This is a genomic window from Sulfurimonas sp. HSL3-1, assembly GCF_039645995.1.
Taxonomy (GTDB): Bacteria; Campylobacterota; Campylobacteria; order Campylobacterales; family Sulfurimonadaceae; genus Thiomicrolovo; species Thiomicrolovo diazotrophicus.
The window spans coordinates 636,560-656,247 of record NZ_CP147920.1 but is presented as its reverse complement, the minus strand read 5'-3'; the positions used below and the strand labels follow the sequence as shown (position 1 = coordinate 656,247).

The 19,688-nt window shown below is 54.1% G+C and carries 17 protein-coding genes; 16 read left to right on the top strand and 1 reads right to left on the bottom strand.

Annotated features, from left to right (window positions below; genetic code table 11):
• Nucleotides 1–15 precede the first annotated feature (15 nt).
• The 13 genes from rplI (at nt 16) to WCY31_RS03310 (ending at nt 13,011) form a co-directional block, all read left to right on the top strand.
• On the top strand, nt 16–462 hold the full coding sequence (gene rplI, locus WCY31_RS03370; RefSeq protein ID WP_345970878.1) for a 50S ribosomal protein L9: 447 nt from the start codon (nt 16–18) through the stop codon (nt 460–462).
• The gene (gene hslV / locus WCY31_RS03365; protein ID WP_345970876.1) at nt 462–1,007 is read left to right on the top strand and encodes an ATP-dependent protease subunit HslV; all 546 of its coding nucleotides are present in this window, start codon (nt 462–464) and stop codon (nt 1,005–1,007) included. Before rplI ends, hslV begins: the two co-directional genes overlap by 1 nt.
• Nucleotides 1,004–2,332, top strand: a complete 1,329-nt coding sequence (hslU, locus tag WCY31_RS03360; RefSeq protein ID WP_345973105.1) for an ATP-dependent protease ATPase subunit HslU — start codon at nt 1,004–1,006, stop codon at nt 2,330–2,332. The genes hslV and hslU overlap by 4 nt, the downstream gene beginning before the upstream one ends.
• A gap of 10 nt (nt 2,333–2,342) precedes the next feature.
• Nucleotides 2,343–3,218 carry a GTPase Era gene (gene era, locus WCY31_RS03355; RefSeq protein WP_345970872.1) on the top strand — a complete coding sequence of 292 codons (876 nt, stop codon included), beginning with the start codon at nt 2,343–2,345 and terminating at the stop codon, nt 3,216–3,218.
• Between the two features lie 300 nt (nt 3,219–3,518).
• Complete coding sequence (locus tag WCY31_RS03350; protein ID WP_345970870.1) at nt 3,519–5,051, top strand: hypothetical protein; 1,533 nt, start codon at nt 3,519–3,521, stop codon at nt 5,049–5,051.
• On the top strand, nt 5,048–5,680 hold the full coding sequence (locus tag WCY31_RS03345; RefSeq protein WP_345973104.1) for a hypothetical protein: 633 nt from the start codon (nt 5,048–5,050) through the stop codon (nt 5,678–5,680). Before WCY31_RS03350 ends, WCY31_RS03345 begins: the two co-directional genes overlap by 4 nt.
• Nucleotides 5,680–6,105 (top strand): hypothetical protein, encoded by a 426-nt coding sequence (locus WCY31_RS03340; RefSeq protein ID WP_345970866.1) that lies wholly within the window; start codon nt 5,680–5,682, stop codon nt 6,103–6,105. The genes WCY31_RS03345 and WCY31_RS03340 overlap by 1 nt, the downstream gene beginning before the upstream one ends.
• 9 nt (nt 6,106–6,114) lie before the next feature.
• A complete protein-coding gene (gene mshL / locus WCY31_RS03335; RefSeq protein ID WP_345970864.1) occupies nt 6,115–7,737 on the top strand; it encodes a pilus (MSHA type) biogenesis protein MshL in 1,623 nt (540 codons plus the stop codon).
• Nucleotides 7,727–8,539, top strand: a complete 813-nt coding sequence (locus WCY31_RS03330; RefSeq protein ID WP_345970862.1) for an ATP-binding protein — start codon at nt 7,727–7,729, stop codon at nt 8,537–8,539. The genes mshL and WCY31_RS03330 overlap by 11 nt, the downstream gene beginning before the upstream one ends.
• Entirely contained in the window at nt 8,532–9,476 is a 945-nt protein-coding gene (locus tag WCY31_RS03325) for a hypothetical protein (protein ID WP_345973103.1), read from the top strand. The genes WCY31_RS03330 and WCY31_RS03325 overlap by 8 nt, the downstream gene beginning before the upstream one ends.
• A gap of 8 nt (nt 9,477–9,484) precedes the next feature.
• Nucleotides 9,485–10,021: a hypothetical protein gene (locus WCY31_RS03320; RefSeq protein WP_345973102.1), complete on the top strand. Its 537-nt coding sequence runs from the start codon at nt 9,485–9,487 to the stop codon at nt 10,019–10,021.
• 12 nt (nt 10,022–10,033) lie between these two features.
• Complete coding sequence (locus WCY31_RS03315; RefSeq protein ID WP_345970856.1) at nt 10,034–11,770, top strand: GspE/PulE family protein; 1,737 nt, start codon at nt 10,034–10,036, stop codon at nt 11,768–11,770.
• On the top strand, nt 11,767–13,011 hold the full coding sequence (locus tag WCY31_RS03310; protein WP_345970854.1) for a type II secretion system F family protein: 1,245 nt from the start codon (nt 11,767–11,769) through the stop codon (nt 13,009–13,011). Before WCY31_RS03315 ends, WCY31_RS03310 begins: the two co-directional genes overlap by 4 nt.
• 18 nt (nt 13,012–13,029) lie before the next feature.
• Here WCY31_RS03310 and WCY31_RS03305 read toward each other — a convergent pair whose 3' ends face one another.
• On the bottom strand, nt 13,030–15,111 hold the full coding sequence (locus tag WCY31_RS03305) for an ATP-dependent helicase (RefSeq protein ID WP_345970852.1): 2,082 nt from the start codon (nt 15,109–15,111) through the stop codon (nt 13,030–13,032).
• A gap of 186 nt (nt 15,112–15,297) precedes the next feature.
• Here WCY31_RS03305 and WCY31_RS03300 point away from each other — a divergent pair, with 186 nt between their 5' ends.
• The 3 genes from WCY31_RS03300 to WCY31_RS03290 are packed head-to-tail and all read left to right on the top strand — an operon-like array spanning nt 15,298 to nt 19,666.
• Nucleotides 15,298–17,922 (top strand): valine--tRNA ligase, encoded by a 2,625-nt coding sequence (locus tag WCY31_RS03300; protein WP_345973101.1) that lies wholly within the window; start codon nt 15,298–15,300, stop codon nt 17,920–17,922.
• Complete coding sequence (locus tag WCY31_RS03295) at nt 17,922–19,460, top strand: SulP family inorganic anion transporter (protein ID WP_345973100.1); 1,539 nt, start codon at nt 17,922–17,924, stop codon at nt 19,458–19,460. Before WCY31_RS03300 ends, WCY31_RS03295 begins: the two co-directional genes overlap by 1 nt.
• Nucleotides 19,457–19,666, top strand: coding sequence for a DUF2905 domain-containing protein (locus tag WCY31_RS03290; protein ID WP_345973099.1), 210 nt, complete (start codon nt 19,457–19,459; stop codon nt 19,664–19,666). Before WCY31_RS03295 ends, WCY31_RS03290 begins: the two co-directional genes overlap by 4 nt.
• Nucleotides 19,667–19,688 lie beyond the last annotated feature (22 nt).

Sequence of the window (19,688 nt, the reverse complement as noted above, 5' to 3'; positions counted from 1 at the left end):
ACACAAGGAGAAGAGATGAGAGTACTGTTGATCAAAGATGTCAAAAGCCTCGGCAAAGCCGGCGAGGTCAAAGAGGTCAAAGACGGCTACGGCAAGAACTTCCTGATCGGCAAGGGGTTTGCCAGACATGCGACCGACGAGGTGATCGCGGAATGGGAGGAAGCAAAACGCCAGGCCGCTGCGAACGAGGCCCAGGAGATCGCCGACCTCACTGCCATGAAAGCGAAGCTCGAAGCCCTGGAGGTAACGATCGCCAAAAAACTGGGCGATACCGGCCACCTCTTCGGCGCCGTCACCAAAGATGACATCGCTAAAGCACTCGAAGATGCGCACGGCATCACCATCGACAAAAAGCACATTGAAGCCAAAAAGGCGATCAAAATGACCGGGAAGCACGAGGTCGACCTCAAACTCGGCCACGGCATCCATGCGCTGCTGCACCTCGACATCGTAGGTGCATAATGTTCGACGCAACGACGATCCTCGCGTACAAGGGTGAGGGCAAGGCGGTCATCGGCGGGGACGGGCAGGTCACCTTCGGGCACACCGTCTTAAAGAACAACGCCACCAAGATCCGCAAACTGCACAACGGCCAGGTCCTCGCCGGATTCGCCGGCTCCACGGCGGACGCTTTCAACCTCTTCGACATGTTCGAGGAGTTCCTCTCCGCACGCAAGGGGGACATGGTCAAGGCCATCATCGACTTCTCCAAAGCGTGGCGGAAAGACAAGGTCCTTCGGCGTCTGGAAGCGATGATGATCGTCCTCAACACAGAGCACATCTTCATCCTGACCGGCAACGGCGACGTCGTCGAGCCCGAGGATGGCCAAATCGCCTCCATCGGCAGCGGCGGAAACTACGCCATCGCCAGCGCCCGTGCCCTGAAAAAGCATGCGGACATGACACCCGAGTCCCTCGTCGAGGAGAGCCTGCATATCGCGGCGGACCTCTGCATCTACACCAACCACGAGATCAAAATCCTTACCCTGGAGGCCTCGGAAGCATGAACATGACCCCCAACGAGATCGTCTCCTACCTCGATGCCTACATTATCGGCCAGCAGGCCGCGAAAAAGAGCATCGCCCTGGCCCTGCGCACCCGTTACCGCCGTATGCAGCTTGATGGCGAGATGCAGCAGGAGATCATGCCCAAGAACATCCTGATGATCGGTTCAACCGGGGTCGGAAAGACGGAGATCTCCCGCCGACTGGCCAAGATGATGGGCGTCCCCTTCATCAAGGTCGAAGCGAGCAAATTCACGGAGGTCGGGTTCGTCGGCCGCGACGTCGAATCGATGGTCCGCGATCTCGTCATGACCTCCATCGCCCTCGTCAAAGAGGAGCAGAAAGCGGCAAACGAAGAGAAGATCAAAGCGTACGTCCTCGACAAGATCGTCGACAAGCTGCTGCCGCCGCTGCCACCCCTCTCCTCGGAGACCAAGAAAGCCGAATATGCCTCCTCCCGCGAACGGATGCGGCAGAGGGTCATTGACGGCGAGATGAACGACAAAACCATCGAGATCGAGCTCCCCAAGGGAAATATCGAGTTCAACGACAGCGGCATGCCGCCGGAGATGGCGAAGATGCAGGAATCCTTCGCCAAAATGTTCAGTTCGATCAACAAAAAAGAGAACAAAAAGGAGATGAAAGTCTCCGATGCCATCCGTATCCTCGACAGCGAAGCGACCGAAGCGCTTCTGGACATGGACGCCATCCGAAGCGAGGCCGTACGCCGCGCGGAAGACGGCGGCATCATCTTCCTCGACGAAATCGACAAAATCGCCGTCAGCGCCAAGAGTCAGGGTCGCAACGACCCCAGCAAAGAGGGGGTACAGCGCGACCTGCTGCCTATCGTTGAAGGGAGCAGCGTCGGCACCAAGTACGGGCCGGTCAAAACCGACCACATCCTTTTCATCGCCGCCGGGGCCTTTCACCTGACCAAGCCCAGCGACCTTATCCCCGAGCTTCAGGGGCGTTTTCCGCTTCGCGTCGAGCTGCAGTCCCTTGACGAAGAGGCGCTCTACTCCATCCTCACCCAGCCGAGGAACTCGCTGATAAAACAGTACAAGGCGCTGCTCGCCGTCGAAGAAGTCACCCTTGAATTTGATGACGACGCCATCCGTGCCATCGCCGCCCTCGCGCAGCAGGCCAATGAAAAGACCGAAGACATTGGTGCCAGACGTCTGCACACCATCTTGGAAAAGGTGCTCGAAGAGATCAGTTTTGACGCCGAATCCTACGCCGGGAAGATCTATACCGTCAGCAAAACGATCGTCCATGATAAACTGGACATCGTCATCGAGGATGAAGACCTCTCCCGTTATATCCTCTAAGGAGCCCTGTATGACCAAAGCCGGTTTTATCGCCCTCGTCGGACGCCCGAATGCGGGCAAAAGCACTTTGCTCAATGCCCTGCTGGGCGAAAAAATCGCCATGGTCAGCCAGAAAGCCAATGCGACGCGCAGACGACTCAACGCCATTGTCATGCACGGGGAGGATCAGCTGATCTTCGTCGATACGCCCGGCCTGCATGAAAAAGAGCGCAAACTCAACCAGTTCATGCTCGAAGAGGCCCTCAAGGCAATCGGTGACTGCGACCTCATTGTCTACCTGGCCCCCGCCGCGGACAGCGTCAAGCACTACAAACGCTTCTTGGAGCTCGCCGGCGGGAAAAAACACCTCATTGCACTGAGCAAGATCGACCAGATCTCCCAGGGGGAGCTGCTGGCCAGAATCGCAGAGTACAATGCCTTCTCTGAACACTTCGAGGCCCTCATTCCCGTCTCTGTGACCAAGCATACCGGTCTCGAACAGCTCAAAGAAGTCATTACGCGCTTTCTGCCGGAATCGCCCTACCTCTTTGACCCTGAAGACCTCACCAATGAGAAACTGCGGGACATCTTCCGAGAGTTCATCCGCGAATCAATTTTCGAGAATATCAGCGACGAAATCCCCTACGGTACGGATGTCGTCATTGACAAAATCGACGAAGCCGACGACATCGACCATATTCGCGCAACGATCATCGTTGAAAAGGAGAGCCAGAAAGGGATCATGATCGGCAAAGGCGGGGCAACGATCAAGCGCATCGGCAAACATGCCCGCCAAAAGATCGAGTCTCTTTCCGGCCACCGCGCCTACCTTGATCTGTTTGTCAGCGTGAAACCCAACTGGACCAACGATAAGAAGATGCTTGAAGACCTCGGGTACCAAACCTGAGCCTCCGGCAGATTAGCCATAAAAATAGATTCTACCTCACTCCCCCGCGACAACCATAACTAGGGCTTTTTTGCACACTTATAAGAAAATTTTTAAGTTTACTTGGGCTACAATGAAAATGTGTGAAACCTCAGAACGATAACACTCTGTGTTATTTTGCAATGTGGTTTTATGTTGTTAAAAAATGAACCAGGTGAAAAAAAACGGGTGGCAATCCGGTTGCCCCCGGCTATCTAGAGATAGTATTCGCCCTTCATGACATGGCTGCCGGACAGTCCAAAAAGAACAGGGATTTGCGACATGAACAATTCTAACGAGCAGGTTTTTGATACGGTCCTCTCGAACAACCCGTATAATCACACCTACTACCTCGGGAGCGGTAATCAGTTAAGTGCTGCTAAAAACCCGCAGTATGGTAAGAAACAGTACGGGATTTCCTATCTCAACACGAGTAGCTTCATCACGGCCCAGATCGGTGTAAGCAAAAACATCCCGGATGACGATCTTGCTTTTGTCATTGAAACCAAGGCATACGAAGAACTCGCCCTCGACATGGCGATCGAGTACACGATCGACTTCATCGAGGTGCCGACGGACGGGAGTGCGAAAGAACGCACCTTCCATGTATTTATTGTCGACCCGCTCGTCATCGACGAGACCTTTGCGCAAACGGTTTCCGATCTGCAGTATGTCGACCAGATCGTTCCGGTACCGCTGCTGCTCAAAACCCTCTACAGCCATGAGATCGTTCAGGGATACGGTGCCCACTGCTACATCTATTTCCAGGAAAATGACGCCTTCTTCACCCTCTATAATGAGCAGGAATTCGTCTACACAAAGAGTCTCAAATACTCTTTCCGTGACATGCATGAGCGTTTCTGCGAGCTCCTGGGCGAGCAGATCGACCTTGCGGACTTTCAGACGCTGCTTGCGACCGAAGGGCTTGCGACGCAGAATCCGGAGTACCAAAAATACCTGATCAAACTCTTCGGCGAACTCTTCCTCCATATCAACGACGTTCTTAATTACGCGAAACGCGCTTACGAAATCGAAACGATCGAAGAGATTTATATCGGTTCGCAGATCGGCTCTATTGCCGGGGTTGACGAGTATTGCCAGACCTATCTGGGGTTTGAGGCCAAGGCGTTCGACTTCTCCTACGGTTTTGCGACGGACAGCTACATTGACCAAATCCACCAGCTGATGCAGCTGTATGTCCGTACGGACAAAGCCGCACGCTATGACGTCAACTTTTCCATCTACCACCGGCCGCCGCCGTTTTTCCAACGCCACAGCGGTAAGCTCTTCGCCGTCACAGCCCTTTCGCTCGTCGTCGCATTTGCCTACCCCGTCACCTACTGGACGATGGGGTATGCCGAAAGCGTTCGTAAAGCCCTCCTGGAAAAGCAGTACCGCGAGACGCATGCCATCAAGGTGACCCGCGAAGAGACCATCAATCTCAAACTGGCGCAAAAGGCAGAAGCGCAGAAGCTGCTTGATGCAGAGATCGAACTCTTCGAAGAGCGAAAAGCGACACTGATCAAAATCCATGACGTCAAGGTCAATTACCCCATGAAAGCAGAAATCATGGCTGCCCTTACCAGAGAGTTGAATCGGTTTGACGTCAGCGTTGCCGATATCAACTATAAACAGGATGACCATGAAAAAACTTTCAGTTTACGTGTCATGGCGAAAAAGGACAAACAAATTACCGATCTGGTCGAATTTATGACAAAACACCGTACACAGCGTTTCCACTATAACATCGAAAAAATCGAATTGGATGAGGAAACCAACTATTACCGCGGTGACCTGAAGGTGGTGCTGAAATGAAATTCAATCTTGAACAATATCTCTATCCGATAGACCAGTCCTTCGCCAGCAAAAAGCAGGGCGAGGTCTATATGATCTACGGTCTGATCGCCGTGGCACTGGTGGCGTTTTCCTATCTTCTTTTCTGGGAAAGTGCCGAGCGCGAATATCTCCAAGTCAAACAAGAGAGAATCGCCGTCGAACAAAAACTCCGGGCGGATGAGCAGTACCTGGCGATGCACCCCGAAAGTGAAATCAAGCAGATCGAAGCGCAGATTGAAGCGATCAAAATGGAGACGGTAGCGACTCAGGAGAAAAATGAGTACATCAACTTCAAGATCAGCCAGATCTCCGAACTCTTCTATAATGAAGAAGCTTGGGGTAAATATATCGACTCGATTGCCGAAAACGCAAAAAAATACAACATCAAGCTCGCGCTTCTCAGCAACAAACGCGCCATTGAAAAAGAGAAGTTCGGTCATGTCTTGGATATTAAGGTCTTTGCAAGTGGTCAATTCGACAATATGCTCAAATTCATCAATGCGATGGAGCAGAGCGATCTCGTCATTGACCTGCACGGTCTTGACCTCAGAGCCAAAGAAAAACTGGAACTCGACGTCAACTCATCTGTATGGGGGATTACTTACTAATGAAAACAAAGCTACTACTCCTCACCCTACCGTTGATCGTACTCGCCGAGGGCATGCAGCCTGACATGAAGTGGGTAGACGATGAGATCGCAGCGATCAAACCGCCCCGCAAGGGGGTTCATGCCAGTGCGCTGTACGGATTACAAGATCCCTTTAGGGCCCAACTGATCCTCAACCAGCCCCATAAGGCAAAGGCGACGGGCACATACGTGAAGCGTCCCAAGCAGAGGTACATGACCCTCGAATCCGTCATCAACAGCCGCACCGCGCTGATTGACGGCAAATGGTACAAAGAAAAAGATACCATTTACGGGTACGTCATCACGAAGATCGAACGCGACAGCGTCTTGCTTCAGAAGAAGAAGAAAGAAGTAACGCTGACGCTGAAGAAGAAGAACCCAAAAATCCAAATCAACGCCAAATAGGAAAAGACGATGAAAAACATGACTCCATTCCAAAGCATCCACAAGTCAATCACTTCGGTAGCCGCGGCCCTACTGCTGGCTTCATCGGTACAGGCAGCAGACTGTACCTATGAGCTCTTTTCCATCAGCGGAGCGAAGGGGATGACCATCTCCAAATATGTCGATCAGCTGAGCAACGAATGTGAACTCACGCTGATCATCAGCGACAATGAAGCTGAAAAAAAGATGTCCAAGCGCTTGCAGCGGACCAATCTGAAGAATCTCACCCTGAACGAGGTCCTGGATATTCTCCTGGTTGACAACAACCTCAACTACACCCTGGAGAACAATATCCTCAAGATCTCCTTTATCGAGACGAAGACCTACAACATCGACTACATTATCAGTGCCCGTAAAAGTATCGGCAGTACGGATATTCTGCTCAGCAGCTCCCAGGCAACCGGGAGTTCAAGCAGCCAATCCGGCGGCGGTGGCGGCGGCCAGGGGGCTGACCTCGGCGGCGGCTCCATGCAGATTACGCAGAACAACACCTCAGGTATCAAGATCGAGTCCCTCGACGAGGTCAAATTCTGGGAAGAACTCGACCTCGAACTGCAGCGTGTCCTGAACCGTCCGACGGACTTCTACCAGGCGGAAGCTCCGATCGTCAACAAAAACGCGGGGCTCGTCACCGTCACGGCGACGGTACGCCAGCAGCAGCGTCTTGAGAAGTACCTCAACCAACTGCAGAAAAAGATCCAGTACCAGGTACTGATCGACGTCCGGATGATGGCCGTTACGCTCAACAACAGTAGTTCAACGGGGATCGACTGGTCCCAGATCTATGCCCTGCAGAACCTTTCGTTTCACATTGACAAACTCGATGCTTTGAACGTTTCCACCTTTGATACGACGGGGAATATCCTGACGGGGGGAACCGCAGGCTATTCCGGTCCGGCATCACTGCTCAAACTCACCGGGGGCAATACGATCAATGAACTGGTCAAGTTCCTCAAAACGCAGGGAGACGTTGACGCGATCTCCAACCCGAAGGTGCTGACCCTCAACAACCAACCCGCCCTCATCACTGTCGGTACGGAGTACTTCTACAAGATCCAACAGTCCCAGATTCTGGCCGGTAGTTCAGCCGGTACATCGCAGACCACACAAAACGAAGAGGTCAACTCCATCTTCGCCGGTGTTCTGCTGGACATCACACCGGAGATCGCCAACGACAATACAATCACCCTCAAGATCAATCCTTCGGTCAGCCAGACGAGGATTAAACTCAGCAGTGACGAACTTGAGCAGCAGAAGCGCTCCATGCCGCCGGATCTTGACCGCCGCCAGCTTGCCTCTGTTGTGACCGTTAAAGACGGCAACAGTATCATTATCGGCGGTCTGATCGATAAGTCCGAAAGCATGCATACCAACAGAGTGCCGCTTCTTGGTGACATCCCGGGGCTCGGTTATCTCTTCAAATACGAAGAAAAAGCTGTGGATACGACGGAACTCGTTATCGTTATCGAACCGCACATTATCAAGAAAGAGAACAACACGCTCTCCCTTTCTGATCTTGGATATACCAAGTTTACCGACAGTGAAGTCGGCCTGACCGCAAAAGAAACAGCTGCAGAGGCCAATGCAGAATAAGAACCTCTTTGACTCTTCCAAAGAGGTCTTTCTCGATGTTGTAGACGCGAATGCCTATGTGCAGCTCGATCGCGTCGCCATCGTCTACAAATCCCTGATGGAAGCCATTAAAAAACCCCTGAAAATGATCCTGCTTTTCGGAAAACCGGGCACGGGTAAAAGTATGATGCTGAGCCGTATCTACAAAGAGCTGCATGACAGACAGAAGATCGTTCTATATCAGACACCCATCACCGATGAAGATGCTTTTTTCCGATCACTGGCACGCGATGTGTTTGACTACATCACCGACGAACCGATCCATTTTACGCGTTTCAATGAGCTTGCGGCACAATACACATTTGAAACCCCTCCGGTCGTCTTGCTGGACGAAGCGCAAATGTATTCGACAGCGTTGTTGGAAAAAATCCGTCTGATCTCCGATACGCGCCAGATCAAGTTTATTATCTCCCTACACAAAACGGAACAGGAGGATGTTGTCGCCAAAGAGCATTTCCAGTCACGTATCTGGGAAGCGCAAGAGCTGCTCAACGCTTCGGCCGCCGAACTGAAGATCTACATTCAGAAAAAACTGCTCCGGTCAAACTGTTTTGATGTCGCCAATATGTTCAATGACAAGAATGTCCGCTGGATCCATGCATTGACCGAAGGCAATTACCGTAATACCAACAAGTTGCTCTTTGCACTCTTCAGTATTGCGTCATGGTATGAAGAGAATCAGCCCACGCAGATCAACTATACTGCTGTCAACCGTAAAATGATTGAAATGGCGGGGATTGAAACGGGGTTTATCAATGCTTAACGTCCCTGAACTCGAACAGCGCTGGAAGCGCTACCGCCGAACACGACAGGTCCCGTACCTGGTCGGCGGCGCTGCCACGGTGCTCCTTCTATCCGCTGCGACCTATTTTCTCTTCACACCGTCGGCTCCGACGCCATCAAAACCAGAGGCGGTCGTATCAGCCCCGGCTGCTTCCAAAGAAACAGCACCAACTGTTACCGCAGTTGAACAGACCGCTGCCGCGCAGGAGCAGGAACCCAACAGCTCACGACCTGCACCGGCACAGAGCGTTGCTGCGGGACAACCTACACTCAAACTGACGCCTTCCATGGGATTCATGCACGAGTTCGAATCGGACGTTATGGACTATTATTCCCATGTCGATACGCAAGAGCCGCAACCGCAAGCGAGGACACAGGCTGCACCGCCAGTCTATCAGAAACCGGTACAACAGGCACCAGTTCCGGCCCCGGTCATTTCGGCACCTCCGAAAGAGGAGATACAGCCGATAAATGCCCCTTCAATGCAGTCCGATACGTTACCCGGCATTCAGGCTTCTTCGTCACACAAAGCCACCCCTCCGCTCCCCACAGCATCTCGGGCTGATGCGGAAGATGAACCGTCGTCTGAAGAGATGACGATCCTCCGCGATGACGACATGAAGGATATCCAGGATGTCATCGCCCGTTTTAAAAAGAGCAAGAACCCTATTCTGAGCCTTTTCGTCGCCAAGCGCTATTATAATATCGGTAACTATCAGCAAGCCTACAACTATGCGCTGATCACCAATGAACTTGACAGTACGATCGAAGATTCATGGCTCATTTTTGCAAAGTCGCTTTACAAAATGGATCAGAAAGAGATGGCGATCAAAACCCTCAAAAGCTACATCCAGGAGAGCAGCTCCGTCAAGGCCAAAATCACCCTTGATCAGATGGAGAAGGGGACGATGGAATGAGGCTTCATTTGAGCCTGCTTGCACTTGTCACTACACTGCTCAGTGCTTCCAGCAGCGGCAGCCTCTACACGCTCTATCAAAACGGTCAGTACCTTCGGGCCTGCAATCAGGGTGCAAAGATGCTGCACCGCCATGAACAGGATGAACGTTTTGTTTCGCTCTACGCCTTTTCCTGCCTCGAAGCAGATCGCATTGATCGCCTGGCACTACCCGCCGTTATACTGAACCATTCCGAGGAAGCGCGCAGGAACGCCACGTACTTTGCTGCGATCCTGCTGCAGCGAAACCTGCTGATCAATGCCCTTGAAAATCAGACACCGCTTACGGGTCTGAAGCTCCCGACTTCGGACCATCTCCTCTCACGCGTCTTCGATCTGTACAGTGCAAATCACTACGTGAAGAGCGGCGACTCCTATGTGCTGACCGATCCCCAAACCCCCCGTCGAAGCTACAAGCTTTTCCTGCGTCATTCCGGCCAATCCCTGCAGCTTGGCATCACGGAATATTATGATACAATATTAACAAAACAGCATATTTACCGTTAAAGGCAATCCGAAGTGGATAGAATTACGCACGATCTTCTGGAAAAAAAGCATATCTCCCAAACCCAGATCGACCGCCTTGTCAAGGTCGGGGTGAAAGAGGAGATCTTGCTGGAAACATTGACAAAAGTCGGGGCCGTATCGCTCAACTTTGTCAAACGTTTCGTCGTTGAACAGATCCGGGCCGGCAAGTATGACCTGGAGATTCTCAAACAGTATCCTTTTCTCCCCGAAAGGGCCGTCCTGGAGTACCTGGCGGAGGTCCTTGAGATCCAATATATCGATCTGGATTCGATCGATATGGATTATCGTTTGGCGGAGCGTGTTCCTCTGAATCTCTTGCAACGCTCCAATGCCTTGCCGGTCGCGGAAAGCGATATGAGCATTACGGTCGCCTTCGCCGATCCGCTCAACATCGATGCCCAGGAAGCGATTCAGAGGGTCTTCCCGCGTAAACCGCTCCAGGTGGCCATCTCCTCGGGAAAGCAGATCCAGTCCTATCTCTTCAAGATCGATATTAAAAGCAGTGTCAAGGGCCTTGTCGACAACATCCGAAAAGAGCTCAACACGATCGGTTCGCCCGAAGAGCAGAAGGACGCATCGTCGATTCTCCAGCTCATCAACGTTATTCTGAAAACCTGTATCAAGAGCCGGGCGAGCGATATCCATATCGAACCGACGGAGAACAACTGTGTCGTCCGGGCGCGTGTCGACGGGAAACTGGCCGAGATCTTCATCTTCGACCAGGATATCTACCCACCGCTCGCTTCGCGTTTCAAGCTCCTTGCCAATCTCGATATCGCCGAAAAGCGCAAACCCCAGGACGGCCGTTTCTCCGCCGTGGTCGGTGACCGCGAGTACGACTTCCGTTTTTCGACGCTCCCGATTCTCTACGGCGAGTCTATCGTTATGCGTATTCTGGACAAGGAGAAAGCGCTGATCCGACTTGAAGACGCCGGTATGGATGCGGACGGCTACAAAAAGCTGATCCAGGCTTTGAAAAAGCCCCACGGCATCCTTCTGGTCACCGGTCCGACCGGATCGGGAAAAACGACAACGCTCTACGGGGCCCTCAACGAACTGCGTAACGTCGAGGACAAAGTCATTACGGTCGAAGACCCTGTCGAATACCGGATGAACCTTATTCAGCAGGTCCAGGTCCATCCGCAGGTCGGTATGACCTTCGCCGCAGCATTGCGCTCAATTCTGCGCCAGGACCCTGACAAGATCATGATCGGTGAGATCCGTGACCATGAAACCCTGGAGATCGCTATCAAGGCCGCACTGACCGGGCACCTTGTCATCTCTACCCTGCACACCAACGACGCCATTTCCGCCCTGCCTCGTATGGCGGACATGGGAATCGAGCCCTATCTTATCAGCGGGGCCGTTGTCGCCGTTCAGGCGCAGCGTCTCGTCCGCAAAATCTGCCCGCACTGTAAAAAAGAGCTTGAAGTGCCGCCATCCGTTCTAAAAGAGTATAAGGCCTATATCCCGCCCGAGACGGTCTTTTACCATGGTGTCGGTTGTAAAGAGTGCAACGGCAGCGGCTATCTCGGCCGAGAGATGATCAGTGAAGTTCTTCCCATTACCGAAACACTCAGCAGCATGATCGCCAGGAGCGCTTCCAAAGAAGAGATGATGAAACAGGCGATTCAGGAAGGTTTCGTTAGTATGTTTCAGAATGGGATGGCAAAGGTCGTTGAAGGTAAAACAACAATTGAAGAAGTCTTGAGGGTGGCAAAAGAATGAAATACTATCTTGCAACAGTCCTGTCAAAAGGGAAAAAAGTTCAACACGGCTTTTATGCCGAGGGGAAAAAAGAGGCGATGTATATTGCCAAAGTCCGCTATCCCGGTATCGTTGTCAATGTCATGGAAGGTGCAGCACCGCTTGATGATCAGCTCAAACATTTCAAAGAGCGTTTTATGGGCAACATCAAAAAGAAGAAGGTCAAACCCGATTCTCTGATCGCTGCGATCCGGCAGTTGGCCGTTATGACCAATGCCGGTATCTCCGTCCATGATGCATTGAACGAAATCGCACGGGCAGCCAACGACCCGGTGCTCGAAGAGATCTTCTCCTCCGTTGCCGAAGATATCAACTCGGGTTCAAGCATGTCGAAGTCCATGGAGAACTTCCGTTTTCAACTTGGCGGTCTCACCCTGGCGATGGTCGAACTCGGTGAACAGACCGGTAACATGGCAGATTCACTCTACCAGCTTGCCGACATGCTCGAAGAGATCCGTCGCAACGTCATCAAATTCAAGAAGGCTATGGCCTATCCGCGCAACGTCATGATCGCCATGGCCGTCGCCTTTACGATTTTGATCTCTTATGTTGTGCCCCAGTTTAAAAAGATCTTCGAAGAGCTGCATGCCGATCTGCCGCTGCCGACGATTATTCTGCTGAAACTGGAGTACCTGTTCAATAACTTCGGTCCTTATATCCTTGCGGGGTTGATTGTCTTTTTCATCATTTTCCGGTACATGCTCAATACCAACCGGGAGTTCAAATTCCGATGGCATCAGCTCTTACTGAAAACCTATTTGATCAAAAATCTGATCATGTTCTCTACGCTCAACCGTTTCACTCTGGTCTTCTCCGCCCTTGTCAAGGCGGGTATTCCCATTGCCGATGCGCTCGAGACCTCCGTCGCCATGATCGACAACCTCCCGCTGCAGGAGAAACTTTTAACCGTCAGACAGGCTGTCGAAAAAGGAGCCTCCCTAAGCGAAGGGCTTGCCGACACCGGATTGTTCGAGAATATGATCATTCAGATGATCTCCGCCGGTGAGCAGGGGGGTCAGCTCGACTCGATGCTTGAGAAGGTCACGGACTATTATAAGATGCGTTTCGACCAGATCATCGACGGGCTTGCCGAAGCGATCGAACCGATCATGCTCTTTATGATTGCCGCGATGGTCTTGCTGCTTGCCCTTGGTATCTTCTTGCCGATGTGGTCGCTCAACGACGCCGTCCACGGCCGTTAACATCAATGGAAGACGCGCTTACGCGTCTTCTTTCGCTTCCTCTTTTTTCACAAGCATTCTGTACTCTTCGTCCTCTTTGAGCATGCCCGCTTCGTAAAGAAAGATCGACGGGACGAACTGCGCTTTTTTGATCCGGTCGTATTTGGCGAAACTCAGATAGAGGATATCCTTCGCCCGGGTCACCGCTACGTAGAAGAGCCGCCGTTCCTCGTCCAGACTTCCGCCTCTGCCCATCAATTTACGGTTGGGAAAGCGCCCGTCCATCAGATCGATGACATAAACCTCTTTATACTCCAGCCCTTTGGACGCATGGATACTGAGCAGATGCACCCCTTCGCCCTGGGTCAGGTCCTGGGAGCCGAGAATCATCGCATTGAGGAAGCGCTCATGCTCTTTATAGGGCTTGGCCAATTCCTGGAGCACCGCCGGTTTGCGGCGAATACGTTCCAATGCTTCCGTTTTAAGCTTTGCATCGACCTGGCCGTCGGGCAAAATGGCACGCCGGACGGCCAGCTGCTCCGCGACCGTCGCATAGAGATCGGAGGCTGCGATTTTCTGTACGACGTTCTGGGGACGGGAGAGGTTTTTGATCGCCTGCAGCAGGGTATAGAACTGCGAGAGCATTTTCGCCCCGTCTTTGGTCAGCTTCGGATGCTTTAGTACGGGGTTCTTCAAAAGCTTTTTATCGCTGATCACCTCGGCAAAACGGCCGGCATGCCCAAGCTCTAGAAAATCATCGAACAGTCCGAGCTGGTGGTTCAGTTTCCGTTTCTCGAAAGGGTTGCTGATCTTCAGATCGGGCGTATAAAGACCCCGCAGCATCGAACCGCCGCCAAGGAACTGCAGCGCCACGTAGAGCTCCTTGGCCAACGCGCTTCCCACCCCTTTGGCATGTTCGAACACATGGATGAAAGCCATCATATCGCTCTCGTTGACGAGCAGCGTATAGATATCGAGAATGAACTTCACCTCTTTGGCGTCAAAAAAGCTGACCCCGCCGCGCCGGCGGCAGGCGATCCCCTTCTCCCGCAGTGCCGCCTCGATCCCGTCCGCACTGGAGTTGTTGCGGAAAATGACAGCAATCTCTTCGTGTTCGGTTGCACTCTTGCCAATCATCTCCGCGATGCCGTGGTACTGTTCGAAGAGTTCGTCGTACACGAGCAGCTTCGGCGGCGGTGCGGCATGATCCCGCGTCACCTCCAGCTGTTTGGGGTAAATGCGCTCATTTTTGGCAATCACTTTGTTCGCCAGGGAGAGGATGGGGACCGTCGAGCGGTAGTTCTTCGAGAGGGTATGAACGTCGGCATCGGGGTACTTCTGCGAAAAAGAGCCGATAATGGAGATGTCCGCCCCGTTGAAGGCGTAGATGGACTGGTCATAATCGCCGACGCAGAAGAGCGACGGCGGACTCATCGCATCGATCAGCGTCCCCTGCAGGGCGTTGGTATCCTGGTACTCGTCGACAAGCACCTCTTTATACCCGAGCTCCATCCGTTCGCAGAGCTTGCGCATCTGCAGGAGCAGGTCGTTGAAGTTCAAAAACCCGTACTGGGTTTTCAGCTCTTCGAATTCGTCGATGATGTCGGCATAGATCATGGCAAAACGGTCATGTTCCTCCTGCCGCTCAGTGATCCACATCTCGAAACTCTTGTCCATCTCCGTATTCTGGTAATAGGAGTAAAGGTCATAGAGGTAGTTGGCGCCGTAGGGTTCGTTCTCCCCCTCCAGGTGGTGGAAACTGCGTTTTTCGTAAACACTGCGGAAGAGGGTCTTGAGCTCGCGCTGCTGCTTGAGGACGACCTTGCCCTGTTGCCGCTTGAGCCAGCGGTAGCTGACCGCATGGAAGGTCCCTGCGTCGATCTGCCCGGCCTTTTCCGCACCGAAAAAGGCTGCAACGCGTTCGACCATCTCCGCCGCGGCCTTGTTCGTAAAGGTGAGCAGCAGGATCTCGTGGGGCTGCACCCCCTGCCCCAGAAGGTGCGCAATCCGCCCGACAATGGTCGACGTCTTGCCCGTCCCGGCGGAGGCGATAATCAGATTGTGGCCAAAGGATGCGGTCGCGGCACGGTACTGTTCTTCGTTGAGACGGGAAAGGGGCACTGCTGTCCTTTGCGGGTAGAGTTCGCTCTTACGGCTGAGATGCGGGATGTTTCGGCCGTCAAGCTGACGGCATTACGCTGTTGAGTCCGGCATTTTACCTCCGTTTCGCTATAATCCGCCTAAAATTTAAGCGCCTTCATTCATTTCAAAATCTGAACAAAACAAGCGCAGAATACGGGGACATCCATGTCAAAAAAAAGCTATGATCCTTCTTCCGTCGAGTCGGCATTCTACCCTATCTGGGAAGAGCGCGGCTATTTTGAAATTGACGGAAACAAAGCCATCCAGAAAGCCGACAAAAACTTCGCCATCATGATGCCGCCGCCGAATGTCACCGGGCGTCTGCACATCGGCCACTCTCTTACCTTCACCCTTCAGGACATCATCGTCCGCTACAAGCGGATGGACGGCTACAAGACGCTGTGGCAGCCGGGCACGGACCACGCGGGGATTGCGACCCAGAACGTCGTCGAGAAGCAGCTGCTTGAAGAAGGAACGACCAAGGAAGAGCTCGGGCGCGAGAAGTTCCTGGAGCGTGTCTGGGCATGGAAAGAGGAGTCCGGCGGCATTATGGTCGGCCAACTCCGCAAGATGGGCGTCTCCCCCGCCTGGAGCCGCGAACGCTTCACGATGGACGAAGGGCTGAAGTCCGCTGTCAAAGAGGCCTTCGTCAACCTCTATGACAAAGGGCTGATCGTCCGCGGAAACTACATGGTCAACTGGTGTACCCATGACGGGGCCCTCTCCGACATCGAAGTCGAGTACGAAGAGCACAACGGCCACTTCTACCACGTCCGCTACCCCTACGCGGACGGCAGCGGCCACATCGTCGTCGCGACAACCCGTCCGGAGACCTATTTCGGGGACACGGCCGTTATGGTCCACCCGGACGACGAGCGCTACAAGGCCCTTATCGGCAAAAAGCTCAAACTGCCGCTCATTGACCGCGAGATCCCCATTATCGCCGACGAGCACGTCGACATGGAGTTCGGAACCGGGATGGTTAAGGTCACCCCGGCCCACGACCCGAACGACTACGAGGTCGGCAAGCGCCACGACCTCGAATTCATCACTGTCTTTGACGAAAAAGGGATCCTCAACGACTTCGCCGGCGAGTTCAAAGGGCTCGAGCGCCTCGAAGCGCGCGACGTCATCGTTAAGCGTCTCGAAGAGGAAGGCTTCGTCGAGAAAATCGAAGAGCACGTCCACCAGGTCGGCCACTGTTACCGCTGTAAGAACGTCGTCGAGCCCTACATCTCCAAGCAGTGGTTCGTCCGCGCCGAAACGGCCAAAGGGAGCATCGAGAAGGTCAATGACGGTCTCGTCAAGTTCTTCCCGCAGCACTGGATCAACAGCTACAATGCCTGGATGAACGACCTGCGCGACTGGTGTATCTCCCGCCAGCTCTGGTGGGGCCACCGCATCCCGGTCTTCTACTGCGACGACTGCGGCCATGAGTGGGCGTCACAGCAAGAGGAACCTGAAGCGTGTCCGCACTGCTCTTCCAAAAACATCGTTCAGGACCCCGACGTTCTCGACACCTGGTTCTCCTCGGCGCTCTGGCCCTTCTCGACCCTGGGCTGGGGCAACGGTGACCCGGTCATGGACAAGCTCTTCGAGAGCGACGACCTCAAGAACTTCTACCCGAACAGCCTGCTGATCACCGGCTTTGACATCCTCTTCTTCTGGGTTGCGCGGATGATGCTGATGGGTGAAACCTTCATGGGCAAACTGCCGTTCGAACATATCTACCTGCACGCGCTGGTCCGCGACGAACACGGCCAGAAGATGTCCAAGTCCAAGGGCAACGTCATCGATCCGCTCGACATGGTCGAGAAATACAGCGCGGATGCCCTGCGTTTCACGCTGGCTGTCCTCGCCGTCCAGGGGCGCGACATCCGCCTCAGCGAAGAGAAGCTGGAACTAAGCCGCAACTTCACCAACAAACTCTACAATGCGGCGAAGTTCCTCCAGATGAACGTCGAGACCTTCGATAACCTGGAGAACATCACGGTCACAACCGACCTCGGCCGCTATATGCAGAGCCGCTTCAACGCCGCCGTCGTTGAAACCCGCGGCTTCCTCGACGAGTACCGCTTCAACGACGCGGCCACGGTCCTCTACCGCTTCCTGTGGAACGAGTTCTGTGACTGGGGTATCGAACTTTCCAAGGTGAGCAAGGAGAGCGTACCGGAACTGGGCGCGATCTTCAAAGCCTCCATGAAGCTGCTGCACCCGTTCATGCCGTTCATGACCGAGTACCTCTACCATGAGCTCTCCGGCACGTCGCTGGAGACGGGGGATTCCATCATGATCAGCCGCTATCCGGAAGCGGGCGAACGCGATATGCAAATCGAAGCGATGTTCGATGTTATCATGGACGCCATCGTCACCGTCCGCCGTGCGAAGACCCTCATCGATATGGGCAACCAGAAGATCGAGGAGGCCTACGTCAAGACGGATGCCGTGACATCCGAAGCGATGGATGCCTACATTTGCCGCCTCGGCAAGGTCGAGAAGGTCGGTTTCGTCACAGAGAAGATGGAAAATGCCGTCAGCGACGTCGGGGAGAAGGTCGAGGTCTTTATCCCGACCGGTTCCATCGACCTAGCCCCCATCCTGGACCGGCTGGAGAAGCAGAACGTGAAACTGGAAAAAGAGATCGCCAAATTGGCGGGCATGCTCAATAACGAGCGTTTCGTCGCCAACGCGCCTGAAGAGGTCGTCGCTACCAACCGCGAAGCCCTCGTCGATGCCCAGAACAAACAACGCAAGATCCTCGACCAGCTCGAGAGCCTGCAGGGAGCCTGATGTTCAACCTCCAGAACTACCGTACAGATAACATCAAAAACGACGTCCTCTCCGGGCTCGTCGTTGCCGTCGCCCTTGTGCCCGAAGCGATCGCCTTCGCCTTCATTGCCGAAGTGAGCCCCATTGTCGGCCTCTACACCGCTTTTATCCTCGGGTTTATTACGGCGCTGATCGGTGGCAAACCCGGGATGATCAGCGGGGCGACCGGCTCTGTCGCCGTTGTGCTTATCGGCCTGACCCTGGAGGTCTCCGGATTGCTGCGTTCGCAGGGGCTCGGCGGAGAGGAACTGGCCTGGGGCGTATTGCAGTACGTCACCCTCGCCGCCCTGCTTACCGGCGCGATCCAGATCCTCTTCGGCGTCTTCAAGATGGGCAAGTTCATCCGCCTCGTCCCTCAGCCGGCGATGTACGGCTTCGTCAACGGTCTTGCCATCGTCATCGCCACGGCGCAGTTCAAGTTCTTTGACGGCGAAGGCGTCATCATGTACGCCCTCGTCGCGATCACGATGCTGATCATGTTCGTGCTGCCTCGCTACACCAAAGCGGTCCCGGCCGGCCTCGTCGCCATCGTGGCGCTTACCCTGGTCGCCTACGTTTTCTCTTTGCAGACCGGTACCGTCGGCGACATGGCGAACCTTTCCGCATTCAAAGGGCAGCTGCCGACCTTCCATATCCCTGACTTCATCCTCGACCCGGGTGCGATTCTCGTCGTCCTCCCCTATGCCGTCATCATGGCCCTTGTCGGCCTGATCGAGTCCCTGCTGACCCTGGCGGTGCTTGACGAGATGAGCGGCACCCGCGGCAGCGGAAACCAGGAGTGTATCGCACTGGGAACCGGGAACATGACCTGCGGACTCTTCGGCGGGATGCCGGGGTGTGCGATGATCGGCCAGTCCATCATCAACTACACCTCCGGCGGTCTCGGCCGCCTCTCGGGCGTCACTGCTGCCGTCGGCCTGATGGTGCTTGTCGCGTCGCTCACCGATGTGCTCAACGTCATCCCTATTGCCGTGCTCGTCGGGATCATGTTCATGGTCAGTATCGGGACCTTTGAATGGAGCAGTTTCAGCCACATCCGGCATATGCCGCGCTCCGACGCCTTCGTCATGGTCGCCGTCACGCTCATCACGATCGTCGAGGACCTGGCCATCGCCGTCATCTCCGGCGTCATCATCTCCGCACTTGTTTTTGCCTGGAAACATGCGCGCATCTACGCCAAAAGCCAGGTCGAAGCGGACGGAACGAAGGTGTATGAACTCGACGGCCCTCTCTTCTTCGGTTCGACGGCGAGCTTCTTTGACGCCTTGACGATCGACCGGGATCCCCCGCGCGTCGTCATCGACTTCCGCAATGCCCGGGTCATGGACGCCTCCGGCGTCGAAGCGATCGACACGATCACCCGCAAGTACGAAGATGCCAACAAGCAGCTCACCCTGCGGCACCTGAGCGAAGATTGTAAAAAGCTCCTCAAAGCCGCCGGTCCCCACTGCACCTACGAGGTCACCGACCCGACATACAAGGTCGCAGTCAACCTATGACGGCAAAATGGCTGATCATCGCCGGCATTGCGCTGGTCGTTGTCGGCCTGCTGCTGCACTTCCTCCCTGGCCTTTTCGGATGGTTCGGCAGACTGCCCGGCGATATCCGTATCGAAAACGAACACTCCCGCATCTACATCCCCATTACCACGATGGTCGTTATCAGCATCGTCCTGACACTGCTCGTCAATCTCTTCAGACCTTAACGCTTCGTTTGACATTTTCACA

Excerpts from the sequence above, each read along its gene's own strand:
- WCY31_RS03340 (WP_345970866.1), top strand. The coding sequence starts at position 5,680 with ATGAAAACAAAGCTACTACTCCTCACCCTACCGTTGATCGTACTCGCC.
- WCY31_RS03325 (WP_345973103.1), top strand. The coding sequence starts at position 8,532 with ATGCTTAACGTCCCTGAACTCGAACAGCGCTGGAAGCGCTACCGCCGA.
- era (WP_345970872.1), top strand. The coding sequence starts at position 2,343 with ATGACCAAAGCCGGTTTTATCGCCCTCGTCGGACGCCCGAATGCGGGC.
- WCY31_RS03295 (WP_345973100.1), top strand. The coding sequence starts at position 17,922 with ATGTTCAACCTCCAGAACTACCGTACAGATAACATCAAAAACGACGTC.
- WCY31_RS03330 (WP_345970862.1), top strand. The coding sequence starts at position 7,727 with ATGCAGAATAAGAACCTCTTTGACTCTTCCAAAGAGGTCTTTCTCGAT.
- WCY31_RS03290 (WP_345973099.1), top strand. The coding sequence starts at position 19,457 with ATGACGGCAAAATGGCTGATCATCGCCGGCATTGCGCTGGTCGTTGTC.
- hslV (WP_345970876.1), top strand. The coding sequence starts at position 462 with ATGTTCGACGCAACGACGATCCTCGCGTACAAGGGTGAGGGCAAGGCG.
- mshL (WP_345970864.1), top strand. The coding sequence starts at position 6,115 with ATGAAAAACATGACTCCATTCCAAAGCATCCACAAGTCAATCACTTCG.
- rplI (WP_345970878.1), top strand. The coding sequence starts at position 16 with ATGAGAGTACTGTTGATCAAAGATGTCAAAAGCCTCGGCAAAGCCGGC.
- WCY31_RS03300 (WP_345973101.1), top strand. The coding sequence starts at position 15,298 with ATGTCAAAAAAAAGCTATGATCCTTCTTCCGTCGAGTCGGCATTCTAC.
- WCY31_RS03345 (WP_345973104.1), top strand. The coding sequence starts at position 5,048 with ATGAAATTCAATCTTGAACAATATCTCTATCCGATAGACCAGTCCTTC.
- WCY31_RS03310 (WP_345970854.1), top strand. The coding sequence starts at position 11,767 with ATGAAATACTATCTTGCAACAGTCCTGTCAAAAGGGAAAAAAGTTCAA.
- WCY31_RS03350 (WP_345970870.1), top strand. The coding sequence starts at position 3,519 with ATGAACAATTCTAACGAGCAGGTTTTTGATACGGTCCTCTCGAACAAC.
- hslU (WP_345973105.1), top strand. The coding sequence starts at position 1,004 with ATGAACATGACCCCCAACGAGATCGTCTCCTACCTCGATGCCTACATT.